The organism is Mesorhizobium sp. M0029 (assembly GCF_040323735.1).
Lineage (GTDB): Bacteria > Pseudomonadota > Alphaproteobacteria > Rhizobiales > Rhizobiaceae > Mesorhizobium.
In genome coordinates this window covers 21960-39144 of record NZ_JAMYVF010000017.1, presented here as the reverse complement: position 1 = coordinate 39144, position 17185 = coordinate 21960, and the positions used below count along the sequence as shown (strand labels likewise).

The 17185-nt window shown below is 63.3% G+C and carries 13 protein-coding genes; 8 read left to right on the top strand and 5 right to left on the bottom strand.

The genetic code is table 11. The features are described 5' to 3' along the window. The first annotated feature begins 112 nt into the window (after positions 1 to 112). The 6 genes from NKJ76_RS24365 to NKJ76_RS24340 all read left to right on the top strand — a co-directional run bounded on the left by NKJ76_RS24365 (position 113) and on the right by NKJ76_RS24340 (position 9103). Positions 113 to 1579 carry an alpha-glucosidase/alpha-galactosidase gene (locus NKJ76_RS24365; protein ID WP_023687911.1) on the top strand — a complete coding sequence of 489 codons (1467 nt, stop codon included), beginning with the start codon at positions 113 to 115 and terminating at the stop codon, positions 1577 to 1579. A 98-nt stretch (positions 1580 to 1677) separates the two neighbouring features. Further along, entirely contained in the window at positions 1678 to 3789 is a 2112-nt protein-coding gene (locus tag NKJ76_RS24360; protein WP_352538545.1) for an ABC transporter substrate-binding protein, read from the top strand. 99 nt (positions 3790 to 3888) lie between these two features. After that, positions 3889 to 4896, top strand: a complete 1008-nt coding sequence (locus NKJ76_RS24355) for an ABC transporter permease (protein WP_023696253.1) — start codon at positions 3889 to 3891, stop codon at positions 4894 to 4896. Beyond that, a complete protein-coding gene (locus NKJ76_RS24350) occupies positions 4897 to 6033 on the top strand; it encodes an ABC transporter permease (protein WP_352538544.1) in 1137 nt (378 codons plus the stop codon). Positions 6034 to 6043: 10 nt separating this feature from the next. Next, entirely contained in the window at positions 6044 to 7711 is a 1668-nt protein-coding gene (locus NKJ76_RS24345; RefSeq protein WP_352538543.1) for an ABC transporter ATP-binding protein, read from the top strand. Between the two features lie 21 nt (positions 7712 to 7732). After that, positions 7733 to 9103, top strand: coding sequence for an alpha-glucosidase/alpha-galactosidase (locus tag NKJ76_RS24340; protein WP_352538542.1), 1371 nt, complete (start codon positions 7733 to 7735; stop codon positions 9101 to 9103). A 29-nt stretch (positions 9104 to 9132) separates the two neighbouring features. Here the strand turns inward: NKJ76_RS24340 and NKJ76_RS24335 are convergent, their stop codons facing one another. Further along, positions 9133 to 10779 carry an acetolactate synthase large subunit gene (locus NKJ76_RS24335; RefSeq protein ID WP_352538541.1) on the bottom strand — a complete coding sequence of 549 codons (1647 nt, stop codon included), beginning with the start codon at positions 10777 to 10779 and terminating at the stop codon, positions 9133 to 9135. Positions 10780 to 10886: 107 nt separating this feature from the next. After that, positions 10887 to 11795, bottom strand: coding sequence for an AraC family transcriptional regulator (locus tag NKJ76_RS24330; protein WP_198020008.1), 909 nt, complete (start codon positions 11793 to 11795; stop codon positions 10887 to 10889). 126 nt (positions 11796 to 11921) lie between these two features. On the opposite strand from NKJ76_RS24330, the gene NKJ76_RS24325 reads away from it, so the two are divergent. Beyond that, a complete protein-coding gene (locus NKJ76_RS24325) occupies positions 11922 to 12578 on the top strand; it encodes a glutathione S-transferase family protein (protein WP_352538540.1) in 657 nt (218 codons plus the stop codon). A gap of 133 nt (positions 12579 to 12711) precedes the next feature. After that, the gene (gene msuE, locus NKJ76_RS24320; RefSeq protein ID WP_023729451.1) at positions 12712 to 13272 is read left to right on the top strand and encodes an FMN reductase; all 561 of its coding nucleotides are present in this window, start codon (positions 12712 to 12714) and stop codon (positions 13270 to 13272) included. A 300-nt stretch (positions 13273 to 13572) separates the two neighbouring features. Here msuE and NKJ76_RS24315 read toward each other — a convergent pair whose 3' ends face one another. The 3 genes from NKJ76_RS24315 to NKJ76_RS24305 all read right to left on the bottom strand — a co-directional run bounded on the left by NKJ76_RS24315 (position 13573) and on the right by NKJ76_RS24305 (position 17183). Next, positions 13573 to 14604 carry a hydroxyacid dehydrogenase gene (locus NKJ76_RS24315; protein WP_352538539.1) on the bottom strand — a complete coding sequence of 344 codons (1032 nt, stop codon included), beginning with the start codon at positions 14602 to 14604 and terminating at the stop codon, positions 13573 to 13575. A gap of 253 nt (positions 14605 to 14857) precedes the next feature. Beyond that, a complete protein-coding gene (locus tag NKJ76_RS24310; protein ID WP_352538538.1) occupies positions 14858 to 16303 on the bottom strand; it encodes an aldehyde dehydrogenase in 1446 nt (481 codons plus the stop codon). Positions 16304 to 16397: 94 nt separating this feature from the next. Then, positions 16398 to 17183, bottom strand: a complete 786-nt coding sequence (locus NKJ76_RS24305; RefSeq protein WP_352538592.1) for a coniferyl-alcohol dehydrogenase — start codon at positions 17181 to 17183, stop codon at positions 16398 to 16400. Positions 17184 to 17185: the final 2 nt, after the last annotated feature.

The following is a 17185-nucleotide window of genomic DNA, read 5'->3' as shown; positions in this document are numbered from 1 at the left end:
CGGGAGGAGAACGAGCCGGAATTCCGGCTCGAATGGCATGCGCGCCAAGGCGGGCCGCCATTCCCTTTCCTGTTGCTCCTTACCCGGCATTCGAATGCATCGAGGTGAGGTGATGAGTTTCAAAATCGCTATTATCGGCGCCGGCAGCGTCGGCTTCACCAAGAAGCTGTTCACCGATATTTTGTGCGTCCCGGAATTCAGCGACATCGAATTCGCGCTGACCGATCTCAGCGAACACAATCTGCAAATGATCAAGGCGATCCTCGACCGCATCGTCGAGGCCAACAAGCTGCCGACCAGGGTGACGGCGACGACCGACCGCCGCAAGGCGCTGGAAGGCGCGCGCTACGTCATCAGCTGCGTGCGGGTGGGCGGGCTCGAAGCCTATGCCGACGATATCCGCATTCCCTTGAAATACGGCATCGACCAGTGCGTCGGTGACACGATTTGCGCCGGGGGCATCCTCTACGGCCAGCGCAACATCCCGGTCATCCTCGACTTCTGCAAGGATATATTGGAGGTCGCCGAGCCAGGCGCCAAATTCCTCAACTATGCCAACCCGATGGCGATGAACACCTGGGCGGCGATTGAATATGGCAAGGTCGATACGGTCGGCCTCTGCCACGGTGTCCAGCACGGCGCCGAACAGATCGCCGAAGTGCTCGGCGCCAAGTCGCACAGCGAACTCGATTATGTCTGCTCCGGTATCAACCACCAGACCTGGTTCATCGATTTGCGGCTCAACGGCCGCAAGATCGGCAAGGACGAACTGGTGGCTGCCTTCGAGGCGCATCCGGTCTATTCGCAGCAGGAAAAGCTGCGCATCGACGTGCTGAAGCGCTTCGGCGTCTACTCCACCGAAAGCAACGGTCATCTCTCCGAATATCTGCCCTGGTATCGCAAGCGGCCGGACGAAATCACCCGCTGGATCGACATGTCCGATTGGATCCATGGCGAGACCGGCGGCTATCTTCGCTACTCCACGGAAACCCGCAACTGGTTCGAGACGGAATATCCGCAATTCCTCGAAGCGGCGTCGAAGCCGCTCGACGTATCGAAGCGCTCGAACGAACATGCCAGCCATATTCTCGAAGCGCTGGAGACGAACCGCGTCTATCGCGGCCACTTCAACGTCAAGAACACCGGCATCATCACCAATCTGCCGCAGGACGCGATCATCGAATCGCCCGGCTTCGTCGATCGCTTCGGCATCAACATGGCGTCAGGCATCACGCTGCCGGAAGCCTGCGCGGCCACCTGCATGGCTTCGATCAACGTCCAGCGCATGTCGGTGCATGCGGCTGTTACGGGCGACATTGACCTGCTCAAGCTCGCGGTGCTGCACGATCCGCTGGTGGGTGCGGTGTCGACGCCGGAAGAGGTCTGGCAGATGGTCGACGAGATGGTCGTCGCCCAGGCGCGTTGGCTGCCGCAATACGCCGATGCCGTGCCGGCCGCCAAGGAGCGGCTTTCGAAATCGATGGTGAAAACCCGCGACTGGGCGGGTGCGGCGCGGCGCAAAGTGCGCTCGATCGAGGAACTGCGCGCCGAAAAAACGGCCCTGAAACAGGCCGGCTGAGAATGATGGCAGGCGGACAGCGGGAGGCCGGTTCGCCAATCAGCCATCATGAATAGATGCGGGCAGCAGCAGACGTCGAAACATCTGGGAGGAACACAATGAGGAACTTTCGTGGAATTGGCATTCTCGCCGGTCGAAGAATTGGCATTCTCGCCGGGCTGGCGCTGAGCGTCTCGGCATCGGCGCTTGGCAGTGCATACGCGTCCGAGCCGACCACGCCGCCGGCGCCGGCGGCGTTTCCCGCCGAGGGCAAGATCAAATACGTCGCCCGCGATTCCATCCTGGAGTTCAAGGCGCTGCCCGAATATCACGAGCCCGAGTGGGTCACCGAGAAATACGTCAAGACTGGCAAGCTGCCGCCGGTCAAGGATCGCCTGCCGAAGGAGCCGCTGGTGTTCAAGACCGGCAACATGCCGGACGGCATCGGCGTTTATGGCGACACCATGCGCCACGTCATTGGCGGCCGGCCGGAAGGCTGGAATTATGGCGCCGGCCAGACCCAAGGATGGGGCGGCATCGACATCGGCCTTTCGGAATGCCTGACGCGCACCGCGCCTTTGTTCCAGGTCGAGGCCAAGGACACCGAGCCGCTGCCCAACCTCGCCAGGAGCTGGGACTGGTCGAAGGATGGCCACACGCTGACGATGCACCTGGTCGAAGGCGCCAAATGGTCGGACGGCGTTGCCTTCAATGCCGACGATGTCATGTTCTACTGGGACGACGAGGTCGTCGATCCCAATGTCTCGCCGTTGAACGGCGCCACAGCGGAAACCTTCGGTGTCGGCACGACGCTGAAGAAGGTCGACGACTACACCGTCGAGTGGACCTTCAAGGACGCTTTCCCCAAACAGTATCTCTACGCCATGGCCTACGGCACCTTCTGCCCCGGCCCGGCGCATATCCTGAAGCCGCAGCATCCGAAGTACTCGAAGAATACCTACGAGCAGTTCAAGAACGCGTTCCCGCCGGAATATATGAACATTCCGGTGATGGGTGCCTGGGTGCCGGTGGAGTATAGGCCCGACGACATCATCGTCTTGCGCCGCAATCCCTACTACTGGAAGGTCGACGAGAAGGGCAACCAGCTGCCCTATCTCAACGAACTGCACTACAAGCTGTCGACCTGGGCCGACCGCGACGTGCAGGCGGTGGCAGGGGCCGCCGACTTCTCCAACCTCGAGCAGCCGGAGAATTTCGTCGCTTCGCTGAAGCGAGCGGCGGACAAGGACGCGCCGGCCCGGCTCGCCTTTGGCCCGCGCCTGATCGGCTACAATCTGCGCATGAACTTTTCCGCCAATGGCTGGGGCAATCCCGACGAACGCGGCCAGGCGATCCGCGAGCTCAATCGCAATGAGGACTTCCGCAAGGGCATTACCATGGCGCTCGACCGCAAGGCGCTCGGCGACTCGCTGGTCAAGGGGCCGTTCACCGCCATCTACCCCGGTGGCTTTTCCTCGGGCACCAGCTTCTATGACCGCAACTCGACCGTCTACTATCCCTTCGACATCGAGGGCGCCAAGGCGGAACTGGCCAAGGCTGGTCTCAAGGATACGGATGGCGACGGCTTCGTGAACTTCCCGGCCGAGACCGCCGGCGGCAAGAATGTCGAGATCGTGATGCTGGTCAACAATGACTACGGCACCGACAAGAGCCTGGCCGAAGGCGTCGTCGGCCAGATGGAAAAGCTTGGCATCAGGGTCGTGCTCAACGGCCTCAACGGCACCCAGCGTGATGCGTCGCAATATTCCGGCCGCTTCGACTGGCTGATCAGGCGCAACGAGCAGGAGCTGACCTCCGTCGTGCAGAACACCGTTCAACTCGCGCCCGTCGGCCCCAAGACCAGCTGGGATCACCGCGCGCCCGAAAGCGGCGTGGTCGACCTGATGCCGTTCGAAAAGGAGCTTGTCGACATCGTCAACAAGTTCGTCTCCTCGTCAGACAATGACGAGCGCGCCAGCCTGATGAAGACGTTCCAGAAGATCTCGACGGAGCATGTCTACAATATCGGACTGACCGAATATCCCGGCGCCCTGATCATCAACAAGCGCTTCTCCAACATCCCGCAGGGAACGCCGATCTTCATGTTCAACTGGGCCGAGGATTCGATCGTGCGCGAACGCGTCTTCGTCGCCGCCGACAAGCAGCAGAAATACGAACTCTTTCCCGACCAGCTTCCCGGCAAGCCCGGCGACAAGGGTCCGACGAACTGAGTTTCCTCCCCTGGCTGACGCCCGGCCGCGCTGCGCGCGCGGCCGGGACGGAGTAAGGTCAGCGGCAACAGATTAGATCCAAGGAGGAGAAACGGTCCGATGCTGCGATTCCTGGCCATGCGCATAGCATCGGCGGTGCCGGTCATGGTCATCCTGAGCCTGGTCACCTTTGCCATCATCCAGGCGCCGCCGGGCGACTATGCCGACTATATCCGTTCGCAGCTCATCAACCAGGGCGGGGCGTCTTTTGCCGAAGCCGACGCGCAGGCGCAGGCCTATCGGGTCGAGCACGGCCTCGATAAACCGCTGCCCGTCCAGTACCTGAACTGGGTCGCCGGCATCATCACCCGCGGCGATTTCGGCTACAGCCTCTATTACAACAAGCCGGTCGCCGCCGTGGTCGGCGAGCGGCTGCCGCGCACGCTGCTGCTGGCATTGGTCTGCCATCTGCTGGCGTCGGTGCTCGGCATCACCTTCGGCATCTGGGCGGCGACCAGGCAATACACCTGGATTGACTCGGCGCTGTCGGCAATCTCCTTCCTCGGCATGACGGTGCCGCGCTTCCTGATGGCGCTGATCATCGTCTATCTCCTGGTCTTCCAGTTCAACGTGTCGGAGATCGGCAGCTTCTTCTCGCCGCAATATGGCGGCGCGCCGTGGTCGTGGGCGAAATTCGCCGACCTCGTCAAGCATGTCTGGCCGGTGGTGGCGATCGCCACCTTCGGCGGGCTCGCCTACAATATGCGCGTCATGCGCGGCAATCTGCTCGATACGCTGAACGCGCAATATGTCGAGACGGCCAAGGCCAAGGGCCTGACCGGCAGCGCCGTCGTCATGCGCCATGCCGTGCCCAACGCGCTGCACCCGCTCATCATGTATCAGGGCGTGGTGCTGCCCTACATGCTGACCGGCGAGATCGAGACGGCGATCATCTTTGCGCTGCCGACGGTCGGGCCGGCCATTGTCGGCTCGATGGCGGTCGGCGACGTCTATGTCACGGCGACCTTCATGATGGTGCTGTCGGCAACGCTGATCGTCGGCAACATCATCGCCGACATGCTGCTCGCGCTGCTCGATCCGCGCGTGCGCCAGTTCAGGGAGAGCTAGATGCTGGCGCGCGACCCATCCCCGCCGCCGCCACCGGCTGAAGCAACCGCGATTGCGACCTCGCGCGGCAATGAGAGCTATATGGCGCTGGTCTGGCGCCGGCTGAGGCGCTCCTGGACCGGCATGGCTGGGCTGATCCTGGTCGTGCTTCTGGTGCTGATGGCGCTGTTTGCCGATTTCTTCGCGCCGATGGACCCCAAGGTGACCGATGTCGCTTTCGCCCCGCCGCAAGTGATGAGTTTTCATGACAGAGACGGGAATTTCGTGCTCCAGCCGCGGGTCTATGCGCTGGCGGATTCTGCAGACCTCGACCCGGTCACCTTCCAGCCGGTCGTCGGGCCGGATTACGAGCATCCGCGCCTGCTCGGCTTCTTCGTCAAGGGCGCCGACTACCGGCTGCTTGGCCTAATCCCCGCCAACCGGCATTTCTTCGCTTCGGCCGACGGCCAGCCGGTGCATTTTCTCGGCACCGACAAATTCGGCCGCGATGTGCTGTCGCGCGCCATCCAGGGCTCGCGTGTCTCGCTGATGATAGCGCTGACGGTGGTGTTCATCATCACCGTCATCGGCACCACGGTCGGCATGGTCTCGGGCTATTTCGGCGGCCGCTTCGACGTCTGGATGCAGCGCTTCGTCGAGCTGGTGCTCGCCTTCCCGCAATTGCCGCTCTATCTTGCGCTGACGACGCTGATCCCGGTGACCGCGCCGACCAACGTCTTCCTCGCCTTCGTCATCATCGTCATGTCGGCGCTGGGCTGGGCGCAGATGTCGCGCGAGGTGCGCGGCAAGACGCTGGCGCTGGCGCGGATCGACTATGTGCGCGCTGCCATGGCGGTTGGCGCCACCGACATGCGTATCATCATGCAGCACATTTTTCCCAATGTGATGAGCCACGTCATCGTCGCCGTGACGATCGCGATCCCGACGGTGGTACTGCTCGAAGCCTTTCTCGGCTTCCTCGGCTTCGCCGTGAAACCGCCGCTGATCTCATGGGGGCTGATGCTGCAGGACACGGCTACCTATTCGGTCATCGGCACCTATCCGTGGATCCTGTCGCCGGTCGGCTTCGTGCTGATCACCGTCTTTGCCTTCAACGCGCTGGGCGACGGCCTGCGCGATGCCGTCGATCCCTATTGAGGTGGCCGGGATGACCGTAGCGCTCGCAGCCACCTTCGCACCAGCCGTCCGGCTCGACCATGCCGGCCGCCACGACCAACCCATCATCGATGCCCGCAACATCGAGGTCGCCTTCAAGGTCGAGCACGGCGTCGTCGACGCGGTGAAGGATGTCTCGTTCCAGCTTTATCGCGGCGAGACGATCGCCATCGTCGGCGAGTCCGGTTCCGGCAAATCGGTAACGGCCCGCGCTGTCATGGGGCTCTTGTCGAAGCGGGCCACCGTGTCGCCGAAATCCACAATCGACTATTGCGGGCAGGACATACTGAAGTTCGCCGAGAGCGCCCGGCGCAAGCTGCGCGGCAACCGCATTTCGATGATCTTCCAGGAGCCGATGAGCTCGCTCAACCCGATCTATACGGTCGGCAGCCAGATCGTCGAGGCGATCAGGGTGCATCGAAAGGTCAGCCGCAAGCAAGCCTGGGCGCGGGCGCTCGAGCTTTTGCGGCATGTCCAGATCCCCGAGCCGGAAGCACGCATCAAGCAGTATCCGCACCAGATGTCGGGCGGGCAGCGCCAGCGCGTGATGATCGCCATGGCGCTCGCCAACGACCCCGATGTGCTGATCGCCGACGAGCCGACGACGGCGCTCGACGTCACGGTCCAGGCGCAGATCCTCAATTTGATCCGTAATCTGCAAAAAGAACTCAGGATGGCGGTCATCCTGATTACCCACGACCTCACCGTGGTGCGGAAATTCTCCGACTATGTATATGTCATGCAGCATGGCGAGATGTGCGAGCACAACGTCACCGAGCGGCTGTTCGCCGACCCGCAGCATGCCTATACCAAGCGGCTGCTCGCTTCAGAGCCGCACGGCAAGCCGCAGCCGCTGCCGGAAAACAGCGGCACCATCCTCGAGGCCCGCGACATGCGCGTCTGCTTCATGCTGCGCCATGGCAGCTTCCTGAAGCCGGACTGGCGCGAACTGGTCGCCGTCAACGATCTCGGCCTGAAACTTTGCCGCCACGAGACGCTGGGGCTGGTCGGCGAATCCGGCTCCGGCAAGACCACCTTCGGTCTCGCCTTGCTCAAGCTCACCGAGGCCAAGCGTGGCGAGTTCAGCTTCGACGGCCAGCCAATCCACGGCCTGTCGCGCGCCGAGATGCGGCCGCTGCGCTCGCGCATGCAGGTCGTCTTCCAGGATCCGTTCTCCTCGCTCAACCCGCGCATGACGATCGGGCAGATCATCGAGGAAGGGCTGGTCGTCAACAGGATCGGCGCGACACGGCGCGAGCGGGTCGATCGGGTGCGCGACGCCCTGGTCAGCGCCGGCATGCCCGGCGATATCCTGTCACGGTTCCCGCACGAATTTTCCGGCGGCCAGCGGCAGCGCATCGCCATTGCCCGAGCCATCGCGCTGGAGCCCGAATTCATCCTGCTCGACGAACCGACATCGGCGCTCGACCTTTCGGTGCAGGCGCAGATCATCGACTTGTTGCGCAAGCTGCAGGACGAACGCGGCCTTAGCTATCTCTTCATTTCGCACGACCTCAAGGTGGTGCGCGCGCTCTGCCATCGCGTCATCGTCATGCAGAACGGCAAGATCGTCGAACAGGGACCCGTCGACGAGGTCCTCACCCATCCCAAGACCGCCTACACCGAACGGCTCGTCAGGGCCGCCTTCGACGTGGCGTAGCAAAGTGCCGGAGGTTTAATAGTGGCAAGACATCCCAGGATCACCTTCATTGGCGCGGGTTCGACCGTGTTCATGAAGAACATTGTCGGCGACGTGCTGCAGCGGCCATCGCTGTCAGGCGCGACGATCGCGCTGATGGACATCAATCCGCAGCGGCTGGAAGAGAGCGCCATCGTCGTCAACAAGCTGATCGCGACGCTGGGCGTGAAGGCGAAGGCCGAGACCTATTCCGACCAACGCAAGGCGCTCGCCGGTGCCGACTTCGTCGTCGTCGCCTTCCAGATCGGCGGTTACGAGCCCTGCACCGTCACCGATTTCGAGGTGCCGAAGAAATACGGCCTGCGCCAGACCATTGCCGACACGCTCGGCGTCGGCGGCATCATGCGCGGCCTCCGGACCGTTCCGCATCTGTGGAAGATCTGCGAGGACATGCTGGCCGTCTGCCCCGACGCGATCATGCTGCAATATGTGAACCCGATGGCGATCAACACCTGGGCGATCTCAGAGAAATACCCTGAGATCAAACAGGTAGGCCTCTGCCACTCGGTGCAGGGCACGGCGATGGAACTGGCGCACGATCTCGACATTCCCTACGACGAGATACGCTACCGCTCGGCCGGCATCAACCACATGGCCTTCTACCTGAAGTTCGAGCACCGGCAGCCGGATGGCTCTTACCGCAACCTCTATCCGGACCTGGTCCGCGCCTATCGCGAAGGCAGGGCGCCGAAGCCGGGCTGGAACCCGCGCTGCCCCAACAAGGTGCGCTACGAGATGCTCACGCGGCTCGGCTATTTCGTCACCGAAAGCTCCGAGCATTTCGCCGAATACACGCCCTATTTCATCAAGGAAGGCCGCCCCGACCTGATCGAGAAGTTCGGCATTCCGCTCGACGAATATCCCAAGCGCTGCATCGAACAGATCGAGCGCTGGAAGGGCCAGGCCGAGGCCTATCGCTCGGCCGACCGCATCGAGGTCGAGCAGTCGAAGGAATACGCGTCCTCGATCATGAATTCGGTGTGGACCGGCGAGCCGTCGGTGATCTACGGCAATGTCCGCAACAATGGCTGCATCACCTCGCTGCCGGACAATTGCGCCGCCGAGGTGCCGTGCCTGGTGGACGCCTCCGGCATCCAGCCGACCTATATTGGCGAGCTGCCGCCGCAACTCACCGCGTTGATACGCACCAACATCAATGTGCAGGAATTGACGGTGCAGGCGTTGATGACCGAAAACCGCGAGCACATCTACCACGCGGCGATGATGGACCCACATACGGCGGCTGAACTCGACCTCGACCAGATCTGGGCGCTGGTCGATGAGTTGCTGGCGACACATGGCGACTGGCTGCCGGCTTGGGCGCGTGAGAGCGCCAAGGTCCGGGCCGCCTGAGCGCTGCTGCGGCGGTGTCTACTCCACCGTCAGGCCTCCGGTGGCGCGGGCAACCGGTGGCGCAGTTCCTCGACCAGCACGCGCTCGTTCTCCGAATAGTCGATCGGAACGACGACGAGATGGACGCCACCGCCGGCAAAAGCCTGTTCAAGCGTCGATATTATTTCTGAGACGGCGCCGACCCTGGTTCCCTTGGCGCCATAGGCCTCGGCATATCTGACGAAATCGGGATTGCCGAAGGTCATGCCGAAATCGGGGAACTGGTCGACCGCCTGCTTCCAGCGGATCATGCCGAAAGCATTGTCCTCGATGATCAGCACGACGAGGTTGAGCTTCAGCCTGACGGCGGTTTCCAACTCCTGGCTGTTCATCATGAAGCCGCCATCGCCGCAGATCGCCATGACGCGGCGGCCGGGATAGAGCATCGCGGCCGTCATCGCCGAGGGCAGGCCGGCGCCCATCGTGGCCAGGGCGTTGTCGAGCAGCAAAGTGTTGGCGACGCGCGTGCGGTAATTGCGCGCGAACCAGATCTTGTACATGCCGTTGTCGAGCGCCAGGATGCCATCGGCCGGCATCACCGCGCGCACATCGTGCACCAAGCGCTGCGGCGTGAAACGGTCTTCGGTGGCGCGGGTGGCAATGCGGCTCAAAATCCCTTCGCGCAATGGCAGCAACGCTTGCGCGTTGGGGATCTTGCCCTCGATCCGGTCGGCAAGCAGCCTGAGCGAAGCGCCGATGTCGCCGACCACTTCGGTCTGCGGGAAATAGACCTGCTCGACATTGGCCGGCTGGTAACCGACATGGATCACCTTCGGTCCCTTGTCGCCCATAATGAAGGGCGGCTTCTCGATCGTGTCGTGGCCGATAGTGATGATGAGGTCGGCCTGTTCGATGGCCTCATGCACATAGTCGCGCTCGGAGAGAGCGGCGGTGCCCATATAGAGTTCGGTGCCGCCAGGCACCGTGCCTTTGCCCATCTGGGTGGTGAAATAAGGGATGCCGGTTCTGATCACGAACTGGGCGAGGTCGGAGGTCGAGCGCGGCCGCGATGCGGCGGCGCCCAGCATCGCCAGCGGACGTTTCGCCTTGATGATCATCTCAGCGGCACGGTCGAGCGCCAGCGGGCTGGCCAGCGGAAGCTCGACCGGATGCGGCGGGATCAGCGCGACATCGTCGCACTCCTCGGCCGCGATGTCTTCGGGCAGTTCCAGATGCACCGGCCCCGGACGCTCCTCCTCGGCAATCCGAAACGCTTCGCGCACCACGGCGGGAATGGTCTTCGCCGAGATGATCTGACGTGACAGCTTGGTCAACGGCTTCATCGCGGCGACGATGTCGACGATCTGGAAGCGGGCCTGGCGCGACGAGCGGATGCCCTTCTGCCCGGTGATCATGATCATCGGCATGGCGCCGAGCAGCGCATAGGCGGCACCCGTCGTCAGGTTCAGGGCGCCGGGTCCCAGCGTGGTGATGCACACACCTGGCTTGCCGGTGAGCCTGCCATGGGTGGCGGCCATAAAGGCGGCTGCCTGCTCATGGCGGGTCAAAATCAGCTGGATCGACGATTTGCGGATAGATTCGACGACGTCCAGGTTTTCTTCGCCGGGAATGCCGAAGATGCGATCGACGCCCTCATTCTCGAGGGCGGCAACAAGCAGGTCAGAACCTTTGGGCACGAAGCATCTCCTGGGCAAAGCGGCGGCGAACCGCGTCGGGATATGATCAGACATAGTGCTGGCAAAGTCCTACCGCGAGGCGCGGCCGCCGCCAATATCGCTCTGCCTTACAGATCCTTCCGTTTCCTGAATTGGCCGGGCGAGACGCCGGCGTGGCGGCTGAAGGCGGTGGAGAAGGCGGCTTCCGAGCTGTAGCCGACCGCCTCGGCGACTTGGCCCAGGCTCTTGCCCTCGTGCAGCAGCCGGCTGGCCTGCCGCATGCGGCAGCCGAAGAGATAGGCCATGGGCGCTTCGCCGACGAGATCGCGAAAGCGGGCGGCAAAGGTTGCCCTGGAGAGCCCGACCGCGCGTGCCAGGGTCTCGATCGTCCAGTCGTGGCCATAGGCTTCATGCAGGGTCGCGAGCGCTCTGGCGATCGCGGGGTCCTGCAATCCCCTCAGCCAACCTGGATTGTCCATGCTTTCCAGACCGGAGCGCAAGGCGCGCGTGACGATGGCCCCAGATAGGCGAGCCATGACCACGTCGCTGCCGGGACCTTCGTCGGTCGCTTCCACCAGCAAGGCCTCGACATAGCCACGCAGCCATTTGGGCAGACGGCCATTCGATCCCCGGATGTGAACGATGCGCGGCAGGCCGGCAAGTGCCGGATGGTCGGCGTCGCGAAAGGCGAAGGCGCCGCACAGGATGACGGTCTTTTCGCCTTCGCCGCCGCTGCGAATACGCCCGGCTGCGGTTTGGGTCGCCAGTTCGGCGGCGGGGACGTTCGCGCTTTTGAGCGCGCCGGGCGACCGCAGCACATGCGGATCGGCGCGCGGTGCAATGATCAGGTCGCCGGCATCGAGAGGCTCGACATCTTCCTCACCGAACACCGCCTCGCATCGCCCCTTGATGACGACGTGAATGCCGCGAAGCCCAGCCTGGCTGAACGAGATCGCCCAGGGCGCGGCCAGTTCGAGGCGCCGGTACCCGGCGGCTGCGAAGTGCAATTCGCGCATGAGGGTAGCCAGGAGGTCCACGCTTCGCTCCAGAAACAGACGATCGATAAATCAATCTAGACGCTGTCGAATAGCGCGCCGGCCTTACTGGACCTAGCTATGCCCGACAGGCCGCTTGTCGGCGATAACGAAACTCAGGAGTTATTCATGCCGCCAATCGAGCTTTTTGTCGCGCAGCTTTGTCCCTATGCGCACCGTGTCAGGCTCGCCCTTGCCAAGAAAGGCCTGCAGGCGACGGAAATCGAAATCGATCTGCGCAACAAGCCGGCGTGGTTCCTGAAACTCACGCCGACGGGAAAGGTGCCGCTGCTGCGCCATCAGGGGCAATATGTCAGGGAGTCGGCGATCATCTGCGAATATCTCGATGATGCATTCCCCGAACGGCCGATTTTCCCCAGGGATGCTCATGCCCGCGCTGAGGCGCGCATCTGGATCAGCTTCGCCGACACGCAGCTTTACGCCAGGACGGCAACCATGATGCACAGTTCCGACGCTATGGTTCATGAGCGGATCAAGGCCCAGCTTGCCGACGCCCTGCGCTTTGTGGAACAGCATGCCTTTGCGAGGCGAGGGGCGGACGAACGGTTTTTGCTGGGCTCGGAATTCAGCGCCGCCGACGTCGCCTTCTATCCCTGGTTCGAACAGCTGTGCGTGCTTGAGAAATATCTGGGCTTTGCCATGCCGGCCGAATGCAAGCGCCTGCTACGCTGGCAGGAAATGGTTGCTGCCAGGGAGGCGGTGCGGACCTGCGCCAGGTCAACCGGCTTCTATCTGGAATCCTATGGCCGGCTTCTCGCGGCCTGAGACGAGCGGGCAAACGGAAAAAAATTCCTCACTATGGTGCTGCAAGGTCAGTCATTTGCTTCTTGCTGCAGGCGCAAGCCTGTAAACATGCGGTATGAAGCGGGCCTGCCCGCCGCGCAAGAGGTGCCAGAATATGCCCAATCCAACCGTCGTCGGGTTTTCCGGCAATTTCACCAGGCCGTCCAAGACGCGCGGTTTCGTCGACCAAGTTGTCAGGGATATTGCGCGCCAGCATGGCCTGTCGGCGAGCACCTATGACATCGAAGACCTCGGCCCGTCGCTCGGCGCTGCCAAATGGGCGCGCGATCTCGATGGCCAGGCACGGGCAATCTTCGACAGCGTCGTCAATGCCGATGTGCTGGTGGTGGGGTCGCCGACCTACAAGGGCAGCTACACCGGCCTGTTCAAGCACTTCTTCGATCTGTTCGATCCCGCCGCCTTGCGCGGCAAGCCGATGGTGCTGCTTGCCACCGGCGGCAATGATCGCCACGCGTTGATCGTCGAGCACCAGCTGCGGCCGTTGTTCGGCTTCTTCGAGGCGCTGACGCTGCCGACAGGGGTCTATGCCACGGACAAGGACTTTTCCGACGGCGTGCTGCGGGCCGAACCCATCCTGAAGCGCGTCGAGCAGGTTGTCGGCGAGGTCGGGCTGGTGCTGGCCAATCGCTCGCCAGCCGGCGTTGCTGCCGGATAGAGCGAGGCGGGCAGGCCGCCTCCGGCTTTGCTCGGGAGTGAATAAAAAGGCCCGCCAGCGACGCGAATCGTGACGAGCCTCCTTGGAGTAGGCCAGGCCTCCCACAACCCGATTGCCTTCAAAATCAATACCCCGCCGGCTAGGCCTGGCGGGGCATCGATAGTAGGGTCTGGATCGAATGGGAGCGATCCGGCTGAAAAACGCCAATGCCGGTCGAAGGTTCCCGGTCATCCTGAGCGGCGACGACAAAGGGGTTTTGGCCAACTGCGAAATCCATCTCAGGCGGATTTCTCGCGACAACTAGTTCCTGTCCGCCGGCTTCGAACGCATCCTTGACACCGTCTCGCGCTCGGCGCGCTTGGAGCGCAGAGGCGGCAGGCCGCGGTCGATCAGGTCCATGTCCTCCAGCACCATGTCGCCCATGCGCTTGAAGGCGATGTCAAGCGCACCGGCGCGGTGGGCGGAGCGCAGGAAGCCGGGGATCGTGCGGACCGGATGGTCCTGCGCCAGCGGCTCTTCAGGGAAGACATCGCTGGCGGCGACGATGTGGCCGCTTTTCACCGCCGCCATCAGGGCAGGGAAGTCGACGACGCCGGCGCGGCTGAGCAGGATGAAGGCGGCGCCCTTGCGCATACTTGCAAAGGCCTCAGCGCCGAGGAAACCCTGGTTCTCCGAGGTCACCGAAGCGACGACGAAGACGAAATCGCTTGATGTCAGCACCTCGTCCAGCGAGGCCGGCTTCACCCCATTGTCGATCAGGATCGACGGCGGCAGCCAAGGGTCGAAGACATTGGTGCGGGTGCGAAAACCCGACAGCAGTCGGTTGAGCGCACGGCCGAGATCGCCGAAGCCGATGATGCCGACATCGGCGCCGGACAGAAGCCGCGCCGTCAAATTGCCGTCACCGCCCCACAGCTCCTCGCCTTTGCGGAAGGCGAGGTCGGCATCGACGATGTTGCGGGCGAGGTTGAGCGCCATGGCGAGGCCAAGCTCGGCCACCGGCTCGGCGAAGACGAGGCCGGTGGTGACGACATGGATGCCGCGCGCAAACAGCGTCTCATAGGGCATGTTGTTGATTAGGTTGGTCTCGACATTGAAGACGCAACGCAGCGCCTGCATCTGGTCCAAGGTCTCGGGCGAGATCGGCGGTTGGCCGATAATATAGCGGGCTTCGGCCAGCACGTCGGCGGGCAAGTTCGCCACGCCCTCGGCCGTCGTCTCGACGACGCGGTAATGCGCCTTGAGGCGCGCCAGCTGCGGTGGGGTGAAGATCAGGTCGAGCGTGCGTGGTTCCGGCGCGCTGATGACCAGCGGCAAGGCCTTGTTTGGCATGACGATTCCTCCCCGGCGCGATCCGCATCGCGTATTTTGCTTTGCACTTGTGGTAGTCCCAAAACCACTTGCCGCTTTCCGGCGGCATGTGCTTGAGGGCTAAAATACCCACCATCAAACGATTTACAACTCCGGGAGGGGCCGCCGATCGCGCGGCTCGAGCCTTGCCGGGTTTTGATGCGGGAATCCGTTGGCTCGCCAGGCAACGGCCCTGAGGGCTCCTTTCCTTCTCCCCCTGTGAGAGAAGGTGCAGTCAAAACGGATAGTGCTGCCCCGGATCCTCGATCGTCAGCCAGCGCAGGTCGGTGAATTCGGCGATCGAGGCCTTGCCGCCGAAGCGGCCGTAGCCTGAACCCTTGACGCCGCCGAACGGCATTTGCGCCTCGTCGCCGACGGTCGGGCCGTTGATGTGGCAGATACCGGCTTCGATGCGCGCGGCGACCGTCATGGCACGGCGGATGTCGCGGCTGAACACGGCTGAGGACAGGCCGTATTCGGTGTCGTTGGCGACACGTACCGCTTCGTCCTCGCCCTCAACGCGGATCACGGGCTTGACCGGGCCGAAGGATTCTTCCGAATAGACGCGCATCGCCGGCGTCACGTGGTCGAGCAATGTCGCCTCGACCACGGTTCCGGTGCGCTTGCCGCCGGCCACAAGCCTGGCGCCCTTGGCGACGGCGTCGGCAACCAGTTCTTCCATCTTGTCGGCGGCCTGGCTGCTGATCAGCGAACCGAGCACGACATGGCCGCGCGGGTCGCCGGCCGGCAGCTGCGCCGCGCGGACGGCGAGCTTGGCGACGAATTCGTCGGCGACCTTTTCATCGACGACCAGACGCTCGGTCGACATGCAGATCTGGCCCTGATGCATGTAGGCGCCGAAGGTCGCCGCATTGACCGCGGCGTCGATGTCGGCATCGTCGAGCACGACCAGCGGCGCCTTGCCGCCGAGTTCGAGCAGCGCCGGCTTCAAGTGACGGCCGGCGAGTTCGGCAATGATCCTGCCGACCTTGGTCGAGCCGGTGAAGTTGACACGCCTTACGGCCGGGTGCGCGACCAGTGTTTCGACGATTGCCGCTGCGTTCTTGGGGTCATTGGTGACGACATTGATGACGCCCTTGGGCAGGCCCGCTTCGACCAGCACCTGCCCGATCAGCCGGTGTGTGCCGGGGCACATTTCGGAGGCTTTCAGCACAACCGTGTTGCCGCAGGCGATCGGCATGGCGATGGCGCGGGTACCGAGGATGACCGGCGCATTCCACGGCGCGATGCCGAGGCAGACGCCGGCGGGCTGGCGGATCGCCATGGCGAGCGTGCCGGGTTTGTCGGAGGGGATGACCTCGCCCGAAATCTGCGTCGTCATGGCGGCTGCCTCGCGCAGCATTTTGGCGGCGAGCATGACGTTGAAGCCGGCCCAGGGGCCTGTGGCGCCGGTTTCTTCCATCATCAATCTGGTGAATTCGCCGACCTTGGAGTCCATGACATCGGCCGCCTTGGACAGAAAAGCGCGGCGCTCGCCCGGTCCGGTCTTCGACCAGCTCTTGAAGGCGAGGGCCGCGGCTTCGACCGCGGCATTGGCGTCGGCGATGCTGGCTGCGGCAGCGCGGGTGGCCAGCTTGCCGGTGAACGGGTCCATGCGCTCGTAAGAGGCGGAGCCTGACGCATCCCTTTTGTCGCCGTCGATCAGAAGTCCGATGTCCATTGTTCTCTCCCTCGCTCGCCGTCGAGCGTCTTTTCTATCTATTATCGACCACGATCTGATCCGAACACCGGCTCCCACTTTTCGGGATCATGGTCTAGAAGCCGAGCACCTCGGCATTGATCGATGCTTCAAGCCCACCGTCAACCGGCACATTGGCGCCGTTGACCCAGCGTGCGCCGTCCGAGCACAGGAACAGCACGACAGGCGCGATGTCGCCCGAGGTTCCGGCGCGCCCGACCCTGGCGATGTCGCTGTCCACGCGGGCGTCACCCAGCACATTGCGGAACTGTTTGAGGATCGGCGTCTCGACCGGGCCGGGGCTCACTGCATTGACGCGGATGCCGCGGCTCCTGAACAGGTCCTGATGTGCGGCGCGCTGCGTCCACAACAGCAGCAGTTCCTTGGAAACGGAATAGCCTTCCTCGTTCTTCACCTGATGGTCGGCGACCACCTCCGCCACATCGGGAAAGCCTTCGATGCCGATCATCGATGCCGCGCGGTTGAGATTGGCGCGCCAGCCATAGCCGGCGATCGAGGCGACGTTGACCACGGCGCCGCCTTCACGAAGTCTTGGTGCGAGGCCTTCCGAGAGCGCGCGCAGGCCGTAGAAGTTGACGGCCAGTGTCGACACCGCACCGGTGTTGCCGGGGAGGCCGGCGACATTGCAGAGCGCATCGATGCGCTGCGGCAGGTGCCCGATGAGATCGACGACGCCGGCCTTGAACGAGATGTCGGCCTTGACGAAGAAGCCGACCGGTGCGGCAGGTTCACGCACGTCGACGCCGATCACGTCAGCGCCCAGTTGGCCGGCAAGTTCCGCGGTGCGGGCGCCGATACCGGACGCGACACCGGTGATGAGGATGGTCTTGCCGAACAGCATGG

Coding starts and splice junctions, on each gene's coding strand:
- NKJ76_RS24365 (WP_023687911.1), top strand. CDS start 113: ATGAGTTTCAAAATCGCTATTATCGGCGCCGGCAGCGTCGGCTTCACC.
- NKJ76_RS24360 (WP_352538545.1), top strand. CDS start 1,678: ATGAGGAACTTTCGTGGAATTGGCATTCTCGCCGGTCGAAGAATTGGC.
- NKJ76_RS24355 (WP_023696253.1), top strand. CDS start 3,889: ATGCTGCGATTCCTGGCCATGCGCATAGCATCGGCGGTGCCGGTCATG.
- NKJ76_RS24350 (WP_352538544.1), top strand. CDS start 4,897: ATGCTGGCGCGCGACCCATCCCCGCCGCCGCCACCGGCTGAAGCAACC.
- NKJ76_RS24345 (WP_352538543.1), top strand. CDS start 6,044: ATGACCGTAGCGCTCGCAGCCACCTTCGCACCAGCCGTCCGGCTCGAC.
- NKJ76_RS24325 (WP_352538540.1), top strand. CDS start 11,922: ATGCCGCCAATCGAGCTTTTTGTCGCGCAGCTTTGTCCCTATGCGCAC.
- msuE (WP_023729451.1), top strand. CDS start 12,712: ATGCCCAATCCAACCGTCGTCGGGTTTTCCGGCAATTTCACCAGGCCG.
- NKJ76_RS24315 (WP_352538539.1), bottom strand. CDS start 14,604: ATGCCAAACAAGGCCTTGCCGCTGGTCATCAGCGCGCCGGAACCACGC.
- NKJ76_RS24310 (WP_352538538.1), bottom strand. CDS start 16,303: ATGGACATCGGACTTCTGATCGACGGCGACAAAAGGGATGCGTCAGGC.
- NKJ76_RS24305 (WP_352538592.1), bottom strand. CDS start 17,183: ATGCTGTTCGGCAAGACCATCCTCATCACCGGTGTCGCGTCCGGTATC.